The sequence below is a fragment of the Sporosarcina sp. OR05 genome (assembly GCF_041414805.1).
GTDB classification, from domain to species: Bacteria; Bacillota; Bacilli; order Bacillales_A; family Planococcaceae; genus Sporosarcina; species Sporosarcina saromensis.
On sequence record NZ_JANKJL010000003.1, the window covers coordinates 169,950 to 187,697 of the forward strand.

General features: G+C 41.4%; 18 protein-coding genes and 1 riboswitch. Of the genes, 12 read left to right on the plus strand and 6 right to left on the minus strand.

Annotation, left to right across the window (positions count from 1 at the left end; genetic code table 11):
- Positions 1 to 170 precede the first annotated feature (170 nt).
- The gene (locus tag NRI27_RS07895) at positions 171 to 419 is read left to right on the plus strand and encodes a hypothetical protein (RefSeq protein WP_317946527.1); all 249 of its coding nucleotides are present in this window, start codon (positions 171 to 173) and stop codon (positions 417 to 419) included.
- Positions 420 to 483: 64 nt separating this feature from the next.
- Positions 484 to 795 (plus strand): retropepsin-like aspartic protease, encoded by a 312-nt coding sequence (locus tag NRI27_RS07900; RefSeq protein ID WP_371390220.1) that lies wholly within the window; start codon positions 484 to 486, stop codon positions 793 to 795.
- 644 nt (positions 796 to 1,439) lie between these two features.
- Here NRI27_RS07900 and NRI27_RS07905 read toward each other — a convergent pair.
- Entirely contained in the window at positions 1,440 to 1,994 is a 555-nt protein-coding gene (locus NRI27_RS07905; RefSeq protein WP_317946531.1) for a TVP38/TMEM64 family protein, read from the minus strand.
- A gap of 506 nt (positions 1,995 to 2,500) precedes the next feature.
- Between NRI27_RS07905 and NRI27_RS07910 the strand changes: the two genes are divergently transcribed.
- The gene (locus NRI27_RS07910; protein ID WP_371390221.1) at positions 2,501 to 3,136 is read left to right on the plus strand and encodes an NUDIX hydrolase; all 636 of its coding nucleotides are present in this window, start codon (positions 2,501 to 2,503) and stop codon (positions 3,134 to 3,136) included.
- A gap of 137 nt (positions 3,137 to 3,273) precedes the next feature.
- Here the strand turns inward: NRI27_RS07910 and NRI27_RS07915 are convergent, their stop codons facing one another.
- Entirely contained in the window at positions 3,274 to 4,017 is a 744-nt protein-coding gene (locus NRI27_RS07915) for an IclR family transcriptional regulator (protein ID WP_371390223.1), read from the minus strand.
- A gap of 191 nt (positions 4,018 to 4,208) precedes the next feature.
- On the opposite strand from NRI27_RS07915, the gene NRI27_RS07920 reads away from it, so the two are divergent.
- The 7 genes from NRI27_RS07920 to NRI27_RS07950 all read left to right on the plus strand — a co-directional run bounded on the left by NRI27_RS07920 (position 4,209) and on the right by NRI27_RS07950 (position 12,746).
- Entirely contained in the window at positions 4,209 to 5,063 is an 855-nt protein-coding gene (locus NRI27_RS07920; protein WP_371390316.1) for a dimethylarginine dimethylaminohydrolase family protein, read from the plus strand.
- Between the two features lie 19 nt (positions 5,064 to 5,082).
- Entirely contained in the window at positions 5,083 to 5,844 is a 762-nt protein-coding gene (locus tag NRI27_RS07925) for a dimethylarginine dimethylaminohydrolase family protein (protein ID WP_371390224.1), read from the plus strand.
- A gap of 103 nt (positions 5,845 to 5,947) precedes the next feature.
- Entirely contained in the window at positions 5,948 to 7,372 is a 1,425-nt protein-coding gene (locus tag NRI27_RS07930) for an amino acid permease (protein WP_371390225.1), read from the plus strand.
- Positions 7,373 to 7,422: 50 nt separating this feature from the next.
- Complete coding sequence (locus NRI27_RS07935; protein ID WP_371390317.1) at positions 7,423 to 9,021, plus strand: M20/M25/M40 family metallo-hydrolase; 1,599 nt, start codon at positions 7,423 to 7,425, stop codon at positions 9,019 to 9,021.
- Between the two features lie 262 nt (positions 9,022 to 9,283).
- Positions 9,284 to 9,384, plus strand: a riboswitch (purine riboswitch).
- 152 nt (positions 9,385 to 9,536) lie between these two features.
- Positions 9,537 to 10,832, plus strand: a complete 1,296-nt coding sequence (locus tag NRI27_RS07940; protein ID WP_371390226.1) for an NCS2 family permease — start codon at positions 9,537 to 9,539, stop codon at positions 10,830 to 10,832.
- Positions 10,833 to 11,017: 185 nt separating this feature from the next.
- Positions 11,018 to 11,578 carry a sigma-70 family RNA polymerase sigma factor gene (locus NRI27_RS07945; protein WP_371390227.1) on the plus strand — a complete coding sequence of 187 codons (561 nt, stop codon included), beginning with the start codon at positions 11,018 to 11,020 and terminating at the stop codon, positions 11,576 to 11,578.
- Positions 11,553 to 12,746: a hypothetical protein gene (locus NRI27_RS07950; protein ID WP_371390228.1), complete on the plus strand. Its 1,194-nt coding sequence runs from the start codon at positions 11,553 to 11,555 to the stop codon at positions 12,744 to 12,746. Before NRI27_RS07945 ends, NRI27_RS07950 begins: the two co-directional genes overlap by 26 nt.
- Before the next feature lie 274 nt (positions 12,747 to 13,020).
- Here the strand turns inward: NRI27_RS07950 and gloA are convergent, their stop codons facing one another.
- From gloA to NRI27_RS07970, 4 genes are all read right to left on the minus strand, one after another.
- Positions 13,021 to 13,401: a lactoylglutathione lyase gene (gloA, locus tag NRI27_RS07955; protein ID WP_371390229.1), complete on the minus strand. Its 381-nt coding sequence runs from the start codon at positions 13,399 to 13,401 to the stop codon at positions 13,021 to 13,023.
- Positions 13,402 to 13,645: 244 nt separating this feature from the next.
- Positions 13,646 to 14,347, minus strand: coding sequence for a hydroxyacylglutathione hydrolase (gene gloB, locus NRI27_RS07960; protein ID WP_371390230.1), 702 nt, complete (start codon positions 14,345 to 14,347; stop codon positions 13,646 to 13,648).
- A 476-nt stretch (positions 14,348 to 14,823) separates the two neighbouring features.
- Positions 14,824 to 15,387: an SMI1/KNR4 family protein gene (locus NRI27_RS07965; RefSeq protein ID WP_371390231.1), complete on the minus strand. Its 564-nt coding sequence runs from the start codon at positions 15,385 to 15,387 to the stop codon at positions 14,824 to 14,826.
- Between the two features lie 181 nt (positions 15,388 to 15,568).
- Entirely contained in the window at positions 15,569 to 16,183 is a 615-nt protein-coding gene (locus tag NRI27_RS07970) for a hypothetical protein (protein ID WP_371390232.1), read from the minus strand.
- Positions 16,184 to 16,567: 384 nt separating this feature from the next.
- Here NRI27_RS07970 and NRI27_RS07975 point away from each other — a divergent pair, with 384 nt between their 5' ends.
- Together NRI27_RS07975 and NRI27_RS07980 are read left to right on the plus strand one after the other, a co-directional pair.
- Positions 16,568 to 16,915: a helix-turn-helix domain-containing protein gene (locus NRI27_RS07975; protein WP_317946550.1), complete on the plus strand. Its 348-nt coding sequence runs from the start codon at positions 16,568 to 16,570 to the stop codon at positions 16,913 to 16,915.
- A 447-nt stretch (positions 16,916 to 17,362) separates the two neighbouring features.
- Entirely contained in the window at positions 17,363 to 17,746 is a 384-nt protein-coding gene (locus NRI27_RS07980) for a hypothetical protein (RefSeq protein ID WP_371390233.1), read from the plus strand.
- Positions 17,747 to 17,748: the final 2 nt, after the last annotated feature.

Consider the following 17,748-nt stretch of genomic DNA (forward strand, 5'->3'; position numbering starts at 1 on the left):
GTTGAATTGAAGTGAATGTTTCTGGGACTGTCAAAATTATTCGAACGAAGGATTTCCTGTGTCTTTTTGGATAATTGATGGAGCAGCATTTTTGTTTGTTAATCAATATAGACATAGAGTGGATTATGCTATGATATAGGTAAGAACTGAACAGGGAGGGGTTTTTACAAATGAAATGGGAAGAAGTGCGTAAATTATACCCGAATCAGTATGTAAAATTGAATATCCTTGACTTTCATGTAGAAGCCGACAAAAAAATCGTGACGGACGTAGCCTTAATAAATGTCATTGAAAATCCGAAAACTGCTACGAAAGAATTGCTACGAGCAAAAGATAGTACGATTGTTTATCATACAGGTACTGAAGAAATTATGATTGAAATGAGAAAACCGACCGGCTTAAGAGGAATTAGACTATGAAGTTGGGGTTGTAAACCGTTTACTTGAAGTAGAGATGCTTATTTCTTACAAAGGAAGAACCAAAGTGCTGGACAAGCTTGTTGTCGATACAGGTGCAGCCCATACGTTGATTTCTTCTGATGTCGTTGAAGAACTAGGCATATACTTTGAGAATGGTGACCCTTTGGTTAGCTCATATGGTATAGGTGGCGAGGAATATTCATTCAGGAAACCAGTGGACTTCCTCAAGCTCGGACCTCATAAAATATGCAGGCTGAAATTAGATTTTGGTAATTTGCACGAGTGGGGCATAAATGGCCTCATAGGTCTCGATATATTAATAAATGGTCAATTTATAATTGATTTAGAAAAAATGGTATTGGTCCAAAGAAATTAACATATAAAAGCGGGTAGCTGTGCCAGTTTGCATTGAGTTAATTCGCTACAATTGCATATATAGAGTATGTTCCAATTGATGGATTTGCCGTTGAAAATTGGGTACTGTGTAATGTTAAATTCAGTTAATTAACTACAATTGCATATATATATGAGCTGTTGTAGTTGATGTGTTTGTATTTTTGATTGCATATTCATACAAGTTGTCTAAATTAACATGAATGTTTCTGGCACAGGCACCGTCATACTAGCCGAAGAAGAAGGGTGATGGCGTATTCAAGCTAACATCTGAACAGATGGACTTGATCGACGATAAGATAAGAAGGTTGTATACTAAAAAATAACGGTTTATTTATAGCATCTATTCTACTTTCTCTTGATTTTTTCATTGAAAAATTGTTATTATGAAAATTAAATGTAATACATATACTAATATTGCCCTTGCAGATAAAAATCTGTAGTGCGGCCTAAAAGATTTTTAACTGACCATCTCGAGTGGTCCAAAAAGGAAAAGCCATCCTCTTAGTGGGGGTGGCTTTTTACGTTCTTGGAACTCCTACTTGTTACAATTTTGTAGTTGATAGAGGATATTGTAATACAACATGTGATGGGGCAACGTGAAAAGCGAGTAGCTGGTTCTTTTATTCAATTACTCCACTTCCGCTTTAATTTACCCCCTATTAAAAACAGAATGAGTACATAAAGGGCAACAATCAATACAGTACCCCAATTGCCTGCAGCGATTTGATGGCCGGCGAGTGAATAGGCGAGTATGACGGGAAGCTTGCCTAACAATGTTGCGGTGATAAAGGCACCAACCCCTACATTTGATATCCCCGCGATTAGATTAATGCCTGCTGAAGGGACAATTGGAATAATCCGACCAAGCAGTACAGCTAAAAAGCCGTTTTTTTCAATGAGCGCAAGGTATTTCGATAAGTGCTTCTTCTTGGTTACATAGTTTCGTGCGGCGTGACGCAGTACGCTTTTACTAAAGAGAAATAACAGGAAGGATCCGAGCGTTGTCCCGAGCATGTTAATGGCAAAACCCGGAAAGAACGCATGATTACTTGCAATGAATGCAGCGAGTACAGGAATTGGCGCAAAGGGAATCATTGAAACGATTGCCATTATGAAGAATTGATAGATCCATGCATAAGGCCTTTCATTTTCTAGAATGTCTAAAAGTAATTGATCCATAATCGGTCCTTTACGTTGTTTTAGCTCTAGTATAGCTCATATTGGTGGAGGGTGGCTCGTACCATGCATTCGTGAAGTTTCCATATTTTGTGTGGGAGATATAGAAAGGACTTGTTCCTTTCTCTTTCGGTACCTACCTGAAATGGTTATGGGACATACTCTTAGGTAAGTGGACAGTAGGTCATACAGAAAAAACGCACAAATCATGTATTTATATTGTGATGGCAAACGACATTTCATATGAAAGACAAGATGAAATGATTGTACAAGGCGGTGGTGAATTCAGAGAGACGCCCCGCTGTGCAGGGAAGTGGATTACCCTTCAAAGGAAGCATACGTATCTTTTCTGATCAAGTAGTGAATGCATTTGAATGTAAAGTATCTTCCGACGTATCCAACGGAAAAAATGCTGTTCATTAAACATTGAGGAACGTGAAACGTCTACCATGCCCCATTAATTGAGAATTGAACGGGTGCCTGGTACTGTTGTTATATGGGGTGGTTTTGTGGAACTTGAAAAGTGGAAACAGCAGCTGCTGAATAATAAGGATTTATTCATTGGAGAGAGCACAGCGAGGCGCTCGGCTGTGCTCATTCCGCTCGTCGAAGTGGATGGGGAGTGGTGTATACTGTTTGAAGTCCGGTCGTCAAAGATGAGGTTTCAACCAGGAGATATTTGTTTTCCAGGCGGAAGAGTGGACCCTGATGACCCATCGCTATTATTTACGGCTTTGCGCGAGACGCATGAAGAGCTTGGTGTAGCGCCACATACTGTAGAAGTGCTCGGTCCGCTGTCACCGTACGTTTCTTCGATGTCTTTTGTTGTCTATCCGTTTGTAGGGGTTGTGGATTTCAATGAAATCATTACCTCTTACAATGAGGCAGAAGTTGAAGAAGTATTCACCGTGCCGATTAGCTGGTTGCTTACGCATGAGCCATATATGCATGAAGTGGCAGTGGACATTACGCCTGATCGGCAGACGTTTCCGTTTGAGAAGATTCCAAATGGTGATCAGTATCAATGGCGGAAACGCACGATAGAGGAATGGTTCTATGAATATGGAACGTATACGATATGGGGCATGACGGCACGGATATTGAAGCATTTTATTGATGTCATACGTCCGAAGAAAAGCGAATAGGAAGCTTAAGTACCAGGCATCCGTACAATTTAGAATTGTGCGGGTACCTGGTACTTTTATGTTATATACCTATAAGTTCGCGTGATCATTTTTCACGGCAATCATTACACGTCTTCCGCGAATCATCAATCACTGCATCAATACCCCGAACGATGCCCCAGTTTTTTTGAGATGCGCGCGCCTGTTTCGAGTAATCGCTCACGCATGGAGGCGAGGCGTTCTTCGGTCATGTGGAAGCTTGCGAAGCCAATGCTGACCGCACCGACGACTTCCCCAAATCCGTTCACAATCGAGACGGCTATCGAGGAGGTGCCTTCCGTCCGTTCCCCGTGACTTTCTGCATAGCCTTGCTTTCTTATTTCTTCTAATTTCTTTTCAAATTCAGGGATCTGTTGTTCCTGGATGAGCCTTTTCAAAATAGCACGCGTTTTTTCTTTCGGGAAGGCGGCAAGCATCACTTTGTTCGCAGCGCCGATGTGTAGAGGAATCCGAATCCCGAGTTGGTCGTAAATGCGGATTTGGTTTTTTTCATTATCAATTCTTTCGATAATGATGGCGTCGAGTTCTGCTGGTTTGCTTAAATAGACGCTTTCTTCCACTTCCCTTGAAAGCCGGTCGAGCTCCACACGGATTGTATTGACATAATCCATCGAGTCATACACTTGCAGACCGTACTCGAGCCAAATGGTGCCAAGCCGATACCGTTTCGTTTTTGGATCTTGTTCCACCATTCCTTGTTTTATCATCGCTTGTAGGATTCGATGTAGGGTGCTGAGTGGAAGACACAGTTTTTCGGAAAGCTCCGAAATTGATAACCCTATGTCAGCAGTTTGAGAAGCTAATAATTTTGCGATGAGCATCGCACGGTCAATCGTTTGCACAGAAATTTTCCTCCCTTAGGTAAGACAATACGGATAGATAGATTTGTTGAAATAAAAAATAGATTACTTTCTTCAACCTTATTGACATTTTACCATAATAGCAATATATTTAATCTATTAAATTTCCTGACAACGGAAACACTTTCCGTTCAGTGGAAAAAGGAGGAGTTAAATTGACGTATTGTTCTTCGATGTATAGACCTTTAAAGCGTGTCATTGTGAAGCATCCGAACGATGCATTCCGCAGTCAGTCGCATCTGGCGAGTGAATGGCGTACCTTCAACTATTTAGCCGAACCTAATTTTGAAGAAGCGGTTAAAGAGTATGACAAATTTATTGACATTCTGAGCAAGCATGTTGAACAAATTGATTATTTACCGCAGTCGGATGACGTCGGTTTGGATTCTTTATATGCCCATGACCCGGTGAAATTCACTCCTGAAGGGGCTATCATTTTAAAATCAGGAAAAGCGCTGCGGCAACCGGAAGCTGCTGTCTATAAGCAGTTTTTGAAAGAGAAAGGTATTCCGATTATCGGTGAGTTGACAGGCGATGCTGTTTCGGATGGCGGTGATATCGTCTGGTTAGATGACCGGACACTTGTCGTAGGAAGAGGGTACCGGACAAATGATGAAGCAATTCGTCAATTAAAAGAAATGACTGCTCATATGGTGGACGAGTTCATCGTTGTACAATTGCCGCATGATTTAGGGGAAGCGGAGTGTCTGCATTTAATGTCTTTCATCAGTATGGTGGACCAAGACTTGGCAGTTGTTCACTCGAGATTGATGCCTGTGTTTTTCCGTCAGTTGTTGATCGATAGAGGGATTCAGCTCATCGAGGTTCCGAATGAGGAGTACGACAAGCTAGGCTGCAATGTGTTGGCGTTGGCACCGCGCGTATGTATGCTCCCAATTGGAAACGTTTCCACGAAGGAACAATTAGAGAATGCCGGTGCAACGGTTTATGAGTATAAGGGCGATGAAATAAGCGTTTTAGGCACGGGGGGACCGACGTGTCTCACTTGTCCAGTTGTCAGAAGCTAACTAAAAGGAGAGATTTCAAATGTTTACAAATGTCATCGTAAAAACACCAGGTAAAAGCTATTTAAATGGACTCACGACATCGGATTTAGGGGAGCCGATTTACGATGTTTTGCTCGAACAGCATCAGGCGTATGTAGAAGCTTTGAAGCAATGTGGCGTGAACGTGACCCATTTGCCTGCGAATGAAGCGTTCCCTGATTCCACATTCGTTGAAGATACAGCAGTCCTCACTTCAGAATTTGCGGTTATTTGTAATCCAGGAGCTGCTTCCCGTAATCGTGAAATCGAAGACATGGAGCCTGTCATTCGGAAATTCTATGACAAAGTCTATGCGATCGAAGGATCTGGAACGGTGGACGGTGGAGATGTGCTCCAAGCTGAAAATCGGTTTTATATCGGAATTTCTGATCGTACAAACGAAGAAGGTGCCCGCCAGTTACAAGATATCCTTGTGAAAGAAGGGTATGAAGCTGACATCATTCCGTTGAAAGAATTCTTCCATTTAAAGACGGGCATCGCGTATGTCGGAGAGAATCGGATGGTACTTGCTGGTGAGTTCGTGGATCATCCTGCTTTTGATTCATATGAAAAAATCATTGTCAGTAAAGAAGATGAGTATTCCGCAAACTGCATTCAAGTGAATGATTATGTCATCATTCCAAAAGGCTACGAAGCAACAAAACGTCAATTGAATGAAGCTGGTCTGCAAACGATTGAGCTTGAAATGTCCGAGTTTCAAAAACATGACGGTGGTCTAAGCTGTTTGTCTTTACGTTTCTAAAGAGGTATCCCCGATTAATTTCAGATGAATTTGTCGGGGATATTTTCCAAATACGATAGACTGAATTTTATTTTTATTCAAAAGGATATGGGGGATGGCTAGTATGAATAAAGTAGGGGAACAAGCACATATACCGCAATTGAATCGTTCGATGAAAAGCCGTCACTTGCTCATGCTGTCTCTTGGAGGTGTGATTGGAACCGGATTGTTTTTGAATGTCGGCTATACGATCAATCAAGCTGGCCCTGGCGGAGCGCTTGTTGGGTACTTGATTGGTGGATTGATTTTATATATGGTGATGACTTGCTTGGGGGAACTCGCTGTCCATATGCCGGTGACAGGATCATTCCAAGCGTATGCAACGCGCTATATCAGTCCTTCAGCAGGATTTTCACTCGGTTGGATGTACTTTGTTGGTTCGGCTGCTACGGCGGGGGTCGAGTTCACTGCTGCTGGAATTCTCATGAAACATTGGTTTCCTGATATATCGGTTTGGGTGTGGTGTGCCATTTTCATGGCGCTGTTGTTCTTCTTGAATGCGCTCACAACAAAAGGTTTTGCGGAAGCGGAGTTTTGGTTTGCGGGCATTAAGGTACTTGCTGTAATCGCTTTCATCGTCATCGGAGCACTGGCGATATTCGGATGGATACCGCTGGAAGATCGTGTGGCGCCGCATTTCTCTAATTTGGCGCCTAGCAACATGTTTCCTGCAGGGATTGTCATTGTATTCGTGACAATGATGAATGTCATTTTTTCTTACCAAGGTTCTGAACTCGTTGGAATCGCGGCTGGTGAGACGGAGAATCCGAAAAAGAACATTCCGAAAGCCATTCGGACGATATTGTTCCGTATCATCGTTTTTTATATTGCATCCATCGTCGTACTGTCTGCGATTTTTCCGTCATCTGAGTTAGGGCTGATGGAAAGTCCATTTGTCACATTGATGAAATTGGCGGGTGTTCCTTATGCGGCAGGCATCATGAACTTCATTATCCTGACGGCGATTTTATCGGTAGGGAACTCTTGTTTATACGCATCCACACGTCTCCTTTGGTCAATGGCGAATGAAGGGATGGCCCCTAAGCTGTTCGGTCGCTTGACGAAAAACAAGGTGCCGCTCAATGCGTTGATTTTCACGATGTTCTTCTCGTTGCTATCGCTGTTAACAAGTGTAATGGAAGCCGATACAGTGTTTGTGCTGCTCATGTCGATTGCTGGAATCGCGGTCACGATTTCATGGATGGGTATTGCAACGTCTCAATTAATGTTCCGTCATCGGTACGTTAAAGCAGGAGGGAAAGTTGAAGAACTGGAGTACCGAGTCCGCTTTTATCCTTGGCTTCCGATTTTCTGTATTGTCTTCTGTTTAGCCGTATTAGGCTTCCTTGCGAGTGATCCTACACAACGGATCGGTTTACTATACGGCGTCGGTTTCTTCGTCGCTTGTCTAGTGTTCTATAAATTTAAATTGGCAAAGAAGTTTCCTGAGCGTATTGAAGCATCGGAGCTTGCGCCTGAAACGAAATAAGGAATTACATTATATAAAGTGCTTGGCACTGTAAGAGGAGATTGAGAATGATGAAAGAATCTTTATGGGCGACATCTGAGAACCTACGTGCATTGTTATGTGAACTTGTCAGTTGGGATAGTCGAACTCTGACGGAAGGGGAGCGGTTTTTTGCACCGAAAGTGATGGCGAAGCTAGGCGAGCTCGACTACTTCCGGGATTATCCGGAACATTTGGCTATGCATGATGCAGGATTGGGCCGAAGTGCTGTAACAGCATTGTACAAGCATCCCGAAGCAACGGAAACGATTGTGCTGATCAGTCATTTTGATACGGTTCAGACCGAGGAATATGGTGTGTTGGAGCCGCTCGCTTTTCATCCCGAAGAGTTGACGAAGAAGCTGCATGACCATAAAGAGGATTTATCAGTAGAAGCGAGAGAGGATCTTGAATCCGGGAATTACTTATTCGGCCGTGGCACGATGGATATGAAGATGGGCCTTGCGCTACATATGCAACTGATCGAGAAAGCGAGCAAGGAAAAATGGCCGATCAACCTCGTGTTGACGACTGTTCCAGATGAAGAGGTCAACTCTGCAGGGATGCGTACTGTCGTTACGGAGCTTGTCCGTCTACGGGAAGAGTATGGCTTGACGTACAAATTGTTTTTGAATGGCGAACCTTCTTTTTCTCAAGGTCCAGCAGACAATAAAGAATATATCTATTCGGGAACGATTGGGAAAATCATGCCGGCAGCATTGTTCTATGGTAAAGAGACACATGTCGGCGAACCACTCCGAGGAATGACGGCGAACTATATCGCTTCGTTTTTGACTCAGAGAATGGAATGGAACGAACGATTTCGAGAAACGGATCGAGGGGAGAGCACGCCGCTGCCGGTTTCATTGCAGCAAAAGGATTTGAAGACGCAATACTCGACCCAAACTCCTTACCGTGCGGCTGCACTTTACAATGTGTTCTTATTCAAGCGGACAGCTGCTGAAGTGATGGACCTATTCGCGGAAGTTGCTAGGGAAGCGATGGCGGAGTGCAATGCGCATTATCAGGCAGTTTGCGAACGGGAACAGCTAAAGGGTGTAGGGGAAGTGAAGGTACTGCGGTATGATGAACTGCTGTCCTATGCCTTGAACAAACTAGGTGTGGAGGAAGTGAATTGGCACAAGCAAGAAGCGCTCATCAATGAAGAATGGGACGATCGGGAAAAATCGCTTCGCATTGTGGATAATTTGATGATTCAGTGTCAGGAACTTGCGCCGGCAACGGTTTTGCTTTATGCACCTCCTTATTACCCGGCTATTAATTCGTCAGATTCTCCGCTCGTCGATCAAGCGATCAAATTGGTACAGGAGACGGCGAGTACATTCGATTTGACGGTGAATCAAATCCATTATTTCAACGGGATTTGTGATTTAAGTTATGTGAACTACACAGATGATGCTCAGGGGTGGACGGCATTTGAAAACAATACCCCTGTTTATGGCGAAACGTACAGCATTCCATTTGAGGCGATGTCCGAGCTGCGGGCACCCGTCTTGAATGTCGGCCCGTTCGGAAAAGATGCGCACCAGAAAACGGAGCGGTTGCATGTGGATAGCGCATTTAAAGAGATGCCGGTCATTTTGGAGACGTTGGTTAAAAGCATGTTCTGAGGGGGTGCCTGTGCAAGGTTGAATTCAGTTAATTCACTACAATTGTATTTTCATGAATACGAAGTGTAACAATTTGTGGGTTTAGATTTATTTGTTGTATAACCATTCAAATTGGTTGAATTGACATGAATGTTTCTGGCACAGGCACCGTAGCATATAAACATTCAAGTTCGATGAATGGACCTGTTTGATTCCGGCACAGGCTCCGTCAAGCGTGTATTGACGTTCAGATCTCATTTTGGTATAATTCTTCTATTATTTTTTTGAAATTGAATAGAAACCTTGTATAAATTCAAGAATACGGCTTGAAAGTTTCTACCAGCTACCATAAATGGCTCGTCTACAAGGAATGTTAAATCAGTGCAATTTACTATTCCTTTTTGTAGAAAAAACTTTGTCCTTCCTTAGGTCAAAGTTTTTTTCGATTAGAGTGCATACTCGTATCAACTGGCTGAAAAATTATCCTTGAAACCATTGCCGTTCATTCTTTAATTAAACAAATAGGAGATTACAACATGAGGAACTTTTTTAAATTCGCTGAACGGGATACTTCCTATAAGCAGGAAACGCTAGCAGGCGTGACAACCTTCCTGTCCGTAGCGTATATTTTGGTCGTAAATCCACTGATCTTGAGTCAAGCTGGGATGGATAGTGGGGCGGTATTTACTGCAACTGCTCTTACTGCGATTATCGGTACACTTCTTATCGGTTTGCTTGCGAACTTCCCAATCGGAATTGCGCCAAGTATGGGACTGAATTCATTTTTCACTTTTTCTGTCTGTATTGGAATGGGGATACAATGGGAAGTTGCATTGACGGGTGTTTTTATTGCAGGCGTTATTTTTATGCTGTTAAGTGTCATGAAGATCCGGGAGAAAATTATTACGATTATCCCATTGAATTTAAAATATGCAATCGCTGCTGGAATCGGATTCTTTATTACATTTATTGGGATGAAAAATGGAGGGCTTATTATTGCCAATCCGGATACATTTGTTTCAATTGGAGACTTAACATCCCCTACAACCTTGCTGGCCATTTTTGGCTTGGTCCTTACGATTGTTATGTTAGTGCGTGGAATCAGAGGCGGAATTTTTTATGGGATGATCATTACTACGATAATTGGAATGATTGTCGGATTAATAGACGCTCCCTCAAAAATCATAGGAAGCATACCAAGCTTAGAACCGACATTTGGAGTCGTGTTTTCCCATTTGGATCAGGTGTTCACCCCTGAATTACTGGCAGTGATTTTCACGTTTTTACTTGTTGCCTTTTTTGATACGGCTGGAGCTTTAATTGCCATGGCCAGTCAAGCGGGAATGATGAAAGGGAATACAGTGCCGAACATTGGAAGAGCATTGCTTGCTGATTCTACCGCGAGTGCAGTCGGAGCGATATTGGGAACATCCACGCCTGCGACGAGTGTTGAATCTTCTGCCGGCATTGCAGTCGGTGGCAGAACTGGCTTTACGTCTGTTGTGATCGCTGCTTGCTTTATGATTGCTTTGTTCTTTTCACCGGTTTTATCTGTGATTACGTTAGAAGTTACTGCGCCAGCGTTAATTATTGTCGGCGCATTAATGGCAATGGAAATCAGAAAAATAGACTGGAGCAGGTCGGAAATTGTAATTCCATCCTTCTTAACGATCATCATGATGCCCCTCACTTCGAGTGTGGCAATGGGTCTTGCATTTGGTTTTATTCTGTATCCACTTTGTTTTGTGGCGCAAAAGCGGTCTAAAGAAATTCATCCAATTATGTATGTGCTTGGTTTGTTATTTATCCTATACTTTGCGTTTATAGTGTAGCTAGAAGTGTTCGATAGCTTTTTTAGATTAAACCCAGTTAGAAGTATCTTTTAGTTGAAGAATGTGCCAGTACTTGAACCCAAATCGTTCAAGAAACTGGCATTTTTTTTATTTTGAAACCAGATGCACCTTTGCACGCGTCTTAGAGGTAAGATTGTAAATAGTGTGGGTGGCGGGGGTGAGAAATGATTATGAGTCGTTCTTGGAATGAATCCGATGAAGAGGTCTGGCTGTCTGGTTTGATGGATGCGCTTGGCGATCGGTTGACGAATCTGTCTTTCAGTTATTTGAAAGATTGGGGGAAAGCTCAGGAAGTAGTGCAGGATGTCTTTTTTACCTGTTATAAGAAACGCCGTCACGTTCTCGAATTAAATTCAATTGAAGCCTGGCTATACAGGGTTACCGTGAATCGGTGCAAAGACGTCTTACGGACTTCATGGGTTAAGAAAGTGATCGTGAACAATGAGTTGTTTCTTACGCAAAAATCAGGGCAGCCATCGCCGGAACATGAAGCTGTCGCGAAAAGCGAGGATGAGCGGTTAGCCCGGCTCGTTTTGGAGTTGCCGATCAAATACAAGGAAGTCATTTTGCTTTTTTATTATGAAGATCTGTCTGTGGAGGAAATCAGTTATGTGTTGAAGTCCAATCCGAATACGGTCAAAACCCGCTTGAAAAGAGGGCGGGAAGCATTGCAGAAATCCATAGAGAGGAGCGGTTTTCTTGAAAGAACCAATGAGGGATATTAAAAAGTCATTAGATGCGACGGTCTTCAAAGATTCGCAGTTCAGCGCGAAGCATAAGCATGCAGTCTTTCAAAAGATTCATAAACGCAAGACCATCTATGTCCTGCCTGCGCTAGTTAGCGGATTGCTACTGACGGTTGTGGTTTCAACAGGTATTTATTTTGCATCGGAAAGGATAGGCGGTGAAAGTCCGGATGCATTGGTACCGAATCACCCAGTTACCACGGAAATTCCGCCACCTCAAGGAGAGGGTGGAACAGAAACAGTTCCTCTCTATGCAGCCAAAGAGGATGGCGAAGTATCCATGAAGGACGCTGAAACAGCTTATGCGCTTTGCGTAGATGCACTGACGGACTATTACAATGCCATTTGGAACGGCACGGAGATTGACGTGGGCAAGTTTATAGGGAACGAGAACCTTCAACAGTACTTGGAAACGAAGATTCAGTTCGAATCTAAGAAGTACGGCACTATGGATAGCAAGGTGAAACAGCTTGAAATCGGCGATTGGAAAGTGACTTTTACGAATGACGAGAAGGGAGGATATCTCTATTTGGAAGTACCGGTTAGCATCCGAAAGCATGATGGAGGCGGATATGGAGAAGGTACAGAGTTTTTTGTGCGGAACATAGATGGCAAGCTGACGATTGTTGACTGGTACACGGGCGGAAAAGATACGTATGATTACTTGGTGCGCGGATATGAGCAGAAGATTGGCAATCCTAATGTTTGGAATGATCATGATTGGGTGAATAAGTTTAAAAGCGGTACAGGTCTCTATGATTTCGAACAGCAGGTCTATGATCGATTCCAGCTCACCCATGATGCGAACGAGTTGATCGGGCTGGAACCGATCAGCATTGCGAAACTATATGCATACGCCAGTTATCAGCAAGACTTTGAAACGGCGTATGCGCTATACACGGATCGTGAGGAGCATATATTATGGAGCGAGGAAGAAGATGAACAAATTCCGTTGGCCGATAGGGGGACACCGGAACAGGTATTGGAAACATATAAAGGACTCGAAAGAGGGTCTTTTATTCAAACAAGTGACTACGAAGGATATATTAAGTTTTATCCAAACGGCGAGCAGCACGTGGAATCCGGCTTCTCCATGATAAAAAATGAAGAAGGCATTTGGCAAGTCGCGTTCTTGCCAGTCCAGTAAATGTGGAGGGGCTATGTGACAAACATTCATGGCTGTTACCCAACTATGAAAAGTATCGCCTGTGCTAGATTTCAATACAATTGTATGTCCGTCCGTGGAAAATGTATCGGTTGATGGCTTTGCAATTCATTTATTTATCACGATTCGGTTAAATTAAAATGAATGTTTCTGGCACAGGCGCTTTTAAAATGAAAAGCCTACCCTCGTTTCTCTGTTATGTAAGCAGAGAGGTGAGGAGTAGGCTTTTGGCAATCAGTTTTGTATGTTGTACGTTTTAGTGTTTACGTTTTACTTCGATTCGATAGCCATCTGGGTCAGTGACAAAGAAGTAAAAAGGTGCTCCGCCTGAAAGTCCTTTCAGTTCACCTGTTTCATAAGGAGAAGCTTTACAGATTTCATGCATTTTTTCTAAATCATCCACGGTTACGCCTAAATGACTGAAACCATTTCCGATTACATAAGGTTCTGCATCATAATTATATGTCAGTTCAATCTGTACGGAAGAACCGGGTGAATTCAAATAGATAAGATCGAATTTATCTTCAGGGAATTCTCTGCGACTAGCTACTTCAAAATCAAAAAGATTCGTATAAAAATCTAACGTCGCATCAATGTCTCTGACACGTAAACAAATTTCAACGAGTACTTGGTTCATTTTTTCAACCTCCGTAATTGTATAAGTTTTTGTTTGTTAAGATGGTTCAACTGATTGAAAACAGCATCTTTATTTTACCATACATGATTCGTTAAGTGAAAAAATGCGATGGGATCGCTCAACCTCACTGCTTTGCCCAATAAACAACGGTCGTAATGTGGTGAAATGACTTCTTATACTTTCAATAGGCTTGTCTTTTCATTTTCCGCTAGATGATCCGGCAAAAAGCAATCCGGTCATTGTCTTAAAATTGATCACGGGCGTTCCGCAATTCGATAAAGTCCTCCAATGTCTCCGCTTGCAAAAAGAGGTTGATGGCCTTCTCTTTGCCAATCGTCGTCGGGAGTGTAGGATGTCCTTTGGCACGCAATTCCTGGACTTCTTTTAACGAATTGTAGATCTTTTCATTCTCCGGATATATGTTGGAGGTAAAGCGTAAATTCGTTTCGGTATATTCGTGGCCAGGGTAAACATGTATCGCATCATCCAAGCGCTTAAATGTCTGCAAAGATTCGAATTGGGCTTCGTAATCGCCGGTGAAAACCCGACCGCATCCTGCTGAAAACAAGGCGTCCCCGCAAAAGAGATGCTGCCCCATTAAGAAACTGATGTGGCCATGCGTATGCCCTCCTGATGCGTAGACTTGGACAGGTTGCCCCAATACGTGAAAGGTGTCTCCTTCCTTTACAATTCGATTCACGAAGTTTTTCGTTTCTTCCGGCCCATACACAACACTTTCCGGATGACTCGCTACAATCTCTCGTACCCCGCCGATATGATCTTCATGCATATGCGTTAATAAAATGGCCGTCAAACGAAGCTGCTTTTCTTCCAGGTAATCCAGGACAACGCCCGCTTGTCCTGGGTCGACCACAACTACCTCTGTTTCTTTCTGAATGCACCATATGTAATTATCAGAAAAGGATTTAATTGGATGAATAATCATCTTCTGATTCCTCCTCTTGGTTTTTTAGTGTGGAGACTACTTTTGAAAATTGTCTGTGTTAGTTTGTGAATACACACTACAAATTGTTGGTTGATGAATTATTTTAACATATCATTTATCTTTATTACTCACAAATGTTGGTTGCAGCAAGCGTATTCATGTTAATCAGTATCGAGAAGCAGTGCCAGTGTTCATTTTCTTAATTCACAACAATTTTATCACACAGGTGAAGGTTTCTGGCGATGATACCGTCAATTCAATAAGCTAGAGCCTAGGAGAGATACGAGAAAAATAACTAGACTGGGAATAAAAACATTCAGGAGCGACCTTTTTAATGTTCTTTTTTTCTTAGAAAGAAAAGAATGGAGTACATCAAAAACTACAAATGTCCCTACAATGAGATAGGGTTCCTTAAACAATTCCTACATATCGTGTGCCTTATACTAGTGATACGTTCAAGGCAAGGATATCTCCATTTATCCATTCATCAATAACACTCTTTCGTCAAAGCTTGGATATAATACGTGAAAAACTGGTAAACTCATTTCACCATGTTGCTCATTTTTCCATAAGATGTTTAACCACTCTTCAAAATTGCTTAGTGTTTTAATAATTTTCTTTGTATCTTGGCTTATAAAACCAACACGGTACTCATGATTTTTTACATTGTCATCACAGATGAATACCCAATGATTATTCGAACTATCACCTGCATCAAACATCGTAAAAGAAATTAATGTAGCTGAACGAATCCATTCATTCGTTTCTACTAGGAGTACTTTACTTGGAATATCCGGAATAAGGTCGTGAACATTACGAATGTCTGCGCAAGGAGAGTTATCGTCAACACCACCAATAGGTTCGCAATCCAACAGGAAAATACCGTTTGAGAAGTGTTTCAAAAACAATCTAAATGATGGAGGCAAGGGATACCCAAGAGTCTTCTCATATGCGCAGATCATTTCTTCCGACGCAGGTTCTGTCTTGTCAATACTTGGGTATCTCATGTTAAATTGCTCAATGAATTCGTGAATGAACATTTTATCACCCTTCCACTGCCAATATTTCTTAGGTAATAAATAATACGTTGAATGTAAAAAATAGTAGTCCATAAAAGCTTAAAAACGACATTAATAATAAAAAAAGGAACGGACTGGTTAAGCACCGTCAGTTCCTTGCATCGAGTGTCGTAAAAAATTAAATTTGTTTTTAATTTTTTCTTCAGTTTCCTTCCGCATCCGTCCAAACGACCTTGTACAGCAAAGCGATGTCATAGGTTTCAAGCCTTTCAGGTAAACCGCTGTCTTTCGAGGGTGCGAAAGTAAACAGCGTGCTACCTTTTGTCCCAACCCAAGCGGCAAGATAAATTGGTTTGTCTTTGTGGAGAGTGGAATCTGAAATGACGAGGTTCCCAAATGACCGGGCTAAGCTTCCAACTTCAATAGGGTATGTGATCGATGTGCTCCCTGAAGGATAGCTGAGCTTGATTGCTACGTTTTCTTCATCAAGTTCCGTCACGGTGAACGAGATCAATTTACCATCGAAATGTTTGTCTTGCGTTGAAGATGTGAGAAGAAGTTCCTCTTTGAATTTCCCTTTATGATAGACCTCGACGGAATACGTTATATCTTCATTTTCGGCAATCTTCCCGTTCACTGTAAAGAATTGCGGATTGTTTGCTCCCGCCATAGAAAGCAATAACTCTTCATGTTCGCTCAATGTATACGGTTTGATGCTCAATGTTGCATCCGTTGAATCTTTAGGAGACATAAAAGAGCAGCCTGCTAAAAGAAAAATCGACATCCATACAATTGAATACTTTTTAATATGTTTCACACAACTCCCCCTCAAATTTGATTTTACTAGTTATACGTATATAAAAGCAATAAGATTCAGAAAATAATACATTGAATTTCCAATTAGGTTCGCACTAGGTTCTCATTGAATTTTATAATGCTTTAGAACTTATAGAAGTGAATGTAAGTTATCTATCAGAAATCTTTGTATATTCGATGGAACATATTGTTAGTGATATGGTACTATTTAAGTAGTGGGAATTTTGTAGAAAAAGAGGAAGGGGACATGGAAGTGTTCGTTTAATAGTCGAAATGTGGATTGTCTAAAAAATGCCTGATTCACAAGTTGTCAATTACCTGCAATAAGATGAAGTTTACCTACCTTTTTCTATATATAATAATGTTTCAAATTGGAGGTGTTTCTGTGGGGAGTTTTGGAAGTAGATTAAAAGAACTTAGAGATTCTAAAGGCATTACTGTAGAGAAATTATCTGAAACACTAGGCATCGCGAAAAGTGTGATGTGGAATTATGAAGCGGATAGGAAGGGTCCAAGCTTTCTGCATTTCATAATGATTGCAGAATATTTCAACGTATCATTGGATTATTTGGCATTCAGTAAGCAGGCTGCGGTTGAACTTTCCTCATACGATTCATTTAAAAGTTGTGAAATTCACCTGGATGGAACAGCAATTAGTGAAGAGGAGCATGAAGAGTTGCTCGTTTATTTACAGACACGCAGAGCAATAAAAGCTATGCGAAGCGATGAATAACTATCGTTTCAATATGTGGACTGGATTCAGATAAATCTCTTAGCAACACTAATAGATATATAAATTGGTTGCGATAAATATTATTGGCACAAATTTCAAATGATCTTTTTAAATAAGAGCAAGGGGGGGCGTTTATGTGTTTAGCTTTTTGAAGTCGAAATGTGGACTATGTAAACGAAAAATCGCGCAATATCAGAGGTACCGACTACGGGATAATTTTAAAACAGGTGCCTGTGCCAGGTTGAATTTAGTTAATTCACTACAATTTCATATACATAAATGTATTTATCTCAGTTGATGGATTTGCAGATATTTTTTGTATATCTATACAAATTGGTTGAATTGATGTGAATGTTTCTGGCACAGGCACAGGCACCCTCCACTAATGGATATTCTAAGTGTGGCACTTTAACTGGAGTTTCATGAAACAGACAAGGAGTGAGAAACTTGAAGAAAGTATATAAACTTTCTGAATTGGGGAAGTTGAGTTTGGTTGAATTTACAGTATTTTTCATAGGTTTTTGTGGTGTGCCCAGTTCTTTATTAATCAGTAATGATATTTTTAGAATTACTGTTTTAGTTATTTTAACATTGATATTTTTGTGCCTTTTAATTTTTTCAAAAAAATTCAGAGGGGAGAGAAACCTTCCAAAGCACTATATATTAATGCTGATTTTACTTTTATTTACATCGACTTTAATTACACTACTTTTATCTGTAGGAGATAGCAATTTTGTTATCTATGGTTTTGTTTTAGTTTTTTTGCTTACTTATTTATTGTTGGAATCATTGTGTATTTGTTATTTAATTTTGTTTTCATCCTTGGTTTGAAA